The sequence below is a fragment of the Dolichospermum lemmermannii CS-548 genome, from assembly GCF_028330815.1.
In the GTDB taxonomy this organism is placed as follows: domain Bacteria; phylum Cyanobacteriota; class Cyanobacteriia; order Cyanobacteriales; family Nostocaceae; genus Dolichospermum; species Dolichospermum lemmermannii.
The window spans coordinates 1-4,857 of sequence record NZ_JAQMTJ010000331.1 but is presented as its reverse complement, the minus strand read 5'-3'; the positions used below and the strand labels follow the sequence as shown (position 1 = coordinate 4,857).

The 4,857-nt window shown below is 43.8% G+C and carries 4 protein-coding genes; 2 read left to right on the top strand and 2 right to left on the bottom strand.

Annotated features, from left to right (window positions below; all coding sequences use genetic code 11):
• Positions 1–393 precede the first annotated feature (393 nt).
• Together hisD and PN450_RS23895 are read left to right on the top strand one after the other, a co-directional pair.
• On the top strand, positions 394–1,689 hold the full coding sequence (gene hisD, locus PN450_RS23900) for a histidinol dehydrogenase (protein ID WP_168632343.1): 1,296 nt from the start codon (positions 394–396) through the stop codon (positions 1,687–1,689).
• A gap of 99 nt (positions 1,690–1,788) precedes the next feature.
• Positions 1,789–2,958 (top strand): homocysteine biosynthesis protein, encoded by a 1,170-nt coding sequence (locus tag PN450_RS23895; RefSeq protein WP_148764610.1) that lies wholly within the window; start codon positions 1,789–1,791, stop codon positions 2,956–2,958.
• Positions 2,959–3,048: 90 nt separating this feature from the next.
• Here the strand turns inward: PN450_RS23895 and PN450_RS23890 are convergent, their stop codons facing one another.
• Both PN450_RS23890 and PN450_RS23885 read right to left on the bottom strand, forming a co-directional pair.
• Positions 3,049–4,038: a hypothetical protein gene (locus tag PN450_RS23890; protein WP_271837778.1), complete on the bottom strand. Its 990-nt coding sequence runs from the start codon at positions 4,036–4,038 to the stop codon at positions 3,049–3,051.
• Between the two features lie 315 nt (positions 4,039–4,353).
• Positions 4,354–4,857 (bottom strand): RNA-guided endonuclease InsQ/TnpB family protein (locus PN450_RS23885; protein WP_271837777.1); only part of this gene is annotated, 504 nt, incomplete at its 5' end.

The following is a 4,857-nucleotide window of genomic DNA, read 5'->3' as shown; positions in this document are numbered from 1 at the left end:
TCTACCGAGATTGCCTGTGGAGCGGAAAAACCTCTTAGAAGCCATTCTAAGACCGTGATGAAGCAGGAAGTAAACACTAAGGTTATCGCTGTCCAGATGTGTCTAGACTTTGGTAATTTTGGGTAAGTTTTATAGAACGGTTGTCCGAGTTTTATAAAGTAGTATCAGAAAAAATCCAGGTTAAGCTAGAGAAGAGAATCATATCCAGCTTTAGACCCTAACACCGCAGAGCGGAAGTCAAAAGTCAAAAATCAAAGGTCAAAAAGCTTATATGTTAGGCTTTTTAGCTATTTTGAATGGTTTTTCTACTGACGCAATGTTGTAGTAGCAAGTAAAAAGCCCAAATGGTTCTTAAAATCAAAATATTGTAAAATTTGGCATTGTCATTACTCCATGCTGCGAATTATTACTCAGCAGGCAGACGTTAGATCAGAACTGCAACGGATCTGCGATCGCACCCAGGATGAACAGGTACTTCATAAAGAAGCAACAGTCCGCGAAGTGTTGCAAGCGGTGAAGCGCCAAGGTGACAAAGCTGTACTACATTATACAGCGGAATTTGATCACCAAATCCTCAAACCAGAAGAACTCAAAGTAACAGGCTCAGAACTGGATGCAGCTTACCAACAGGTATCCAAGGATTTACTCCAGGCGATTCGCCTCGCTTGCCAAAAAATAGAAGCTTTTCACCGTCAGCGAGTTCCCAAAAGCTGGGTACAGTTTGGTGATGATCAAGTAGTTTTAGGCAAACGCTATACCCCCGTAGACCGAGCAGGTTTATATATCCCAGGCGGTCGGGCTTGTTACCCCAGTACAGTGTTAATGAACGCCATTCCGGCAAAAGTGGCTGGTGTCCCTCGTGTGGTGATGGTGACACCTGCTAGAGGCGGTAAAATGGTGAATCCTGCGGTTTTGGTAGCGGCCCAAGAAGCAGGAGTTCAGGAAATTTACCGTGTGGGTGGCGCTCAAGCTATCGCGGCTTTAGCCTATGGCACAGAAACCATTCCCAAGGTTAATGTCATTACAGGACCAGGGAATATTTATGTCACCTTGGCGAAAAAGTTGGTTTATGGAACGGTGGGAATTGATTCTTTAGCAGGTCCGAGCGAAGTGCTGGTAATTGCTGATGAAACAGCTAATCCTGCCTATGTAGCGGCTGACTTGTTAGCTCAAGCAGAACATGATCCTATGGCGGCCGCAATTTTGCTGACAACAGATGCGGGGTTGGCAAAAAAAGTACAAATGGCGGTGGAAAGACAATTGGTGGATCACCCACGGCGGATAGATACGGAAAAAGCGATCGCCCATTATGGTTTAATCGTCGTGGTGGAATCCCTGGAAGCCGCCGCCGAACTTGCCAACGAGTTTGCACCAGAACACCTAGAATTAGAAGTTGCTGATCCTTGGGCTTTAATGAACCAAATTCGCCATGCTGGGGCAATTTTCTTGGGTAGTTCCACACCTGAAGCTGTAGGAGACTATTTAGCCGGTCCTAACCATACCTTACCTACTTCCGGTGCCGCCCGTTATGCTTCAGCTTTAGGGGTAGAAACATTTTTAAAACACTCAAGTATTATCCAATACTCACAAACTGCTTTGGAAAAAGTGGCATCTGCCATTGACATCTTAGCAACTACGGAGGGTTTACCTTCTCATGCTGATTCCGTTAAACTCAGGGTAGAGGATTGACACTCTGAGGTTGAAAATACGGTCTTAAAAATGACTCCCCCCTAAGCAGGCTATCGTCAACGCCCCCAGTGTACCGATAGTCCTTCAAATAAATTTAAAATGCGAACAATTGCGGAAATTAATGAGAAAATCACCCGAAAACGGGCGGTAGTCTGGACTGCTGAAGAGTTAAAAGCGCGAGTTGCGGAAATTGGTGTTAGTAAAGCTGCCAAAGAAGTAGATGTAATTACCACTGGCACATTTGAACCAATGGAATCAAGTGGTGCAATTATTAACTTAGGACATACTGACCCACCCATTAAAATTCGGCGTTGCTGGTTAGATGGAGTCCCGGCTTATGCGGGTTTTGGGGCTGTGGATTTATACTTAGGTGCTAGTTGTCCAGTTGACTCTCTGGATGGGGAAGACGTGCGGGAACGTGGTGGTGGTCATGTGATTGAGGATTTAATTGCCGGTAAATCTATCCAAGTTCGCGCTGTGGGACAAGTTACCGATTGCTACCCTAGAGCCACATTTGAAACCACCGTTACCCGTGACACTATCAATCAGTTTTATTTATTTAATCCGCGCAATCTTTATCAAAATTTTATTGTTGGTGTGAATGGAGGCGATCGCCCACTACATACCTATCTAGGACCATTGCAACCCCGCTTAGGAAATGCGGTTTATTCTAACCCCGGTTCGCTTTCCCCCCTCCTGAATGACCCCGATTTACAACTTGTAGGAATTGGGACAAAGATTTTTTTGGCTGGGGGTGTTGGTTATGTGGCTTGGGAAGGGACACAACATTTTCCCTTGCAAAAGCGGTTAGAAAATCGCACACCTATTGGACCTTCGGCAACTTTGGCGTTAATTGGTGATGCTAAACAAATGGATGCGCGATGGATACGAGGCTGTTATTTTAAAAGCTATGGACCATCTTTAATGATGGGTGTGGGTGTACCATTGCCAGTTTTAAATGCTGGTGTGGTAGAACGCTGTGCTGTGCAAGACAAGGATTTAGTAGCACCAATTGTAGATTTTTCGATTCCTCGTCGTGTCCGTCCTACCTTCGGTTTAGTGAGTTACGCTCAACTTAAATCTGGACGCATCACTATTGAAGGTAGGACGGTACGAGTAGCTTCTTTAGCCAGTTTGTTTCTTTCCCGACAAGTAGCCCAAGAGTTGAAACAGTGGATTAAAGAAGGGATATTTACTCTAACTGAACCAGTAGCCCCAATTCCTATGGAACGTTCTTTTTTACCCCAAGACCGTTGGACGGAGTTTTAAGATTGGGGACTGGGGACTGGGGACTGGGGACTGGGTAATAGTTTTTATCAATTACCAATCACCAATCACCAATTACCAATCACCAATTACCTATTCCCCAGCAGGTTTAGGCTTTTTAACTGGCATAGGAGTGGGGGCTTTTGGTATGGGTTTGGTGATGACGGTGGGATCACCTGCTGTCTTTTTAATGGGACGTGGGGCATCTCCATTGCCATTGCGTCTGGGAGGGAATGGCCTTCTATCACCACCACCACCACCACCACCACCACGAGGCGCTCCTTTGAACGGTGGTCGGCGTTTTTTGGGTAAATCAGCGATCGCTTCGGCATTAACTACTACTAATGCGTCATTTTCCCGTTTAACATTGAAGTCCCAGAACTTACCTACAGCTTTGGTAGTTAATACGCCCTTGAGTTTCAACTTAAAATATTTAGCTTTATCAGTAGGTTTACGGGGAGCTTGTTTGATTTTCACAACCAAACTCTTTTCGTCAAAAGACTGGTAAACTACCTCACCACGCACAGAAAAGCCACCATCAGGAACTGCTGATGAGGGTTTTGGATGAATGCTTAACGCTACGCTACCGTTATTAGAAACTGCTGTCGAATCTGTACCAGCTTCATCTAGTTCATATTTGGCCAGATTTTCTGGTTCCCAAACACCAACAATTTGCAGGTGCAATGCGTCATTTTCTTGTCTAGTGCGGGGATAAACTACCCATAGATGTTCTGTTTCTAGGTCTAAGTGATTTTTGACTAAACTCATAATCCGACCTAAGAGGACGGCATTAAGTTCAACCCCATCTTTTGTGATTAGTGTTCCCTGGGTGAACTGTTCATCACTAGCATGGTAACATCCGCGAATTAACCCAATAGCTCGGTATTGAGTCGGTTCACTGGGAGGTGGAATTGGTTGTTCTCGATTAGGCAAATGCCCATTAGAGTCAGTCAGGGATTTTTCCAGTTTAGAGGATTGGTCTGCTAATGTATTAGCATTAACAGGGGATTCAATCTCTTTTATGCCTTGGTTAGAGGCTGTTAAATTTGCGGATTCAGAAGACGGCATCAGGTCGGAATTCATAAAAACTCCTTGCGGCACAAGACATACCCCATTGTGGGATTTAATAAAAACAAAGGAAAAGAGCAAGTGTGTGACTGATCAAAGTATATTTCTTTTTAATCTGGTCACTCCCTTGATGCTCTGTACGAAAATCAAAACGCCAGATATCACATTTATACACTAAATGTGTAATTTAGCGTCCTTAATCCAGTTATGGCTTACGCCAAGCTACGCTATCGGAAGCATAGCATAGCGATAATTCGGACGGATCTTCCTAAAGTCATCACTTACTTTAGCAGGATAGATAGATATTTATTTGTTTTGACACTCCCCGGTCTAAAGACATGGGGATTCTACATTCATAGTCAAAACTTGCTCAACCAGGCTTACACCAAGCAGAGTAGCGGTTTCAACTCCTGTAGCGTTAATTCGGGGATGCCCTCCCCTAGTTTCGACTTCGCTCAACTCCCGATTTTTTGCGAGATTAAGAATATTAACTGCGGCGTTTGTATCTCTATGCAATTCGCATCCACAACTACAATTATGGGTACGAGTTGATAGAGATTTTTTGACAATTACGCCACAGCTAGAACACTTTTGAGAAGTATAATGTGGTGCTACAGCTATAGTAATTTTGTCAAATTTAACAGCAAAATATTCAATCCATTGCCGGAACAAATACCAACTAGCATCACTAATTGATTTTGCTAGACAATGATTTTTTACCATGTTTGAAACCCTTAAATCTTCATAGGCCACTAAGTCGTTAGACTTGCATACGTTACGCGCTATTTTTTTAGCGTGTTCAATCCGTTGCCTACTTACTTTTAAGTGTTTTTT

Excerpts from the sequence above, each read along its gene's own strand:
- hisD (WP_168632343.1), top strand. The coding sequence starts at position 394 with ATGCTGCGAATTATTACTCAGCAGGCAGACGTTAGATCAGAACTGCAA.
- PN450_RS23895 (WP_148764610.1), top strand. The coding sequence starts at position 1,789 with ATGCGAACAATTGCGGAAATTAATGAGAAAATCACCCGAAAACGGGCG.
- PN450_RS23890 (WP_271837778.1), bottom strand. The coding sequence starts at position 4,038 with ATGAATTCCGACCTGATGCCGTCTTCTGAATCCGCAAATTTAACAGCC.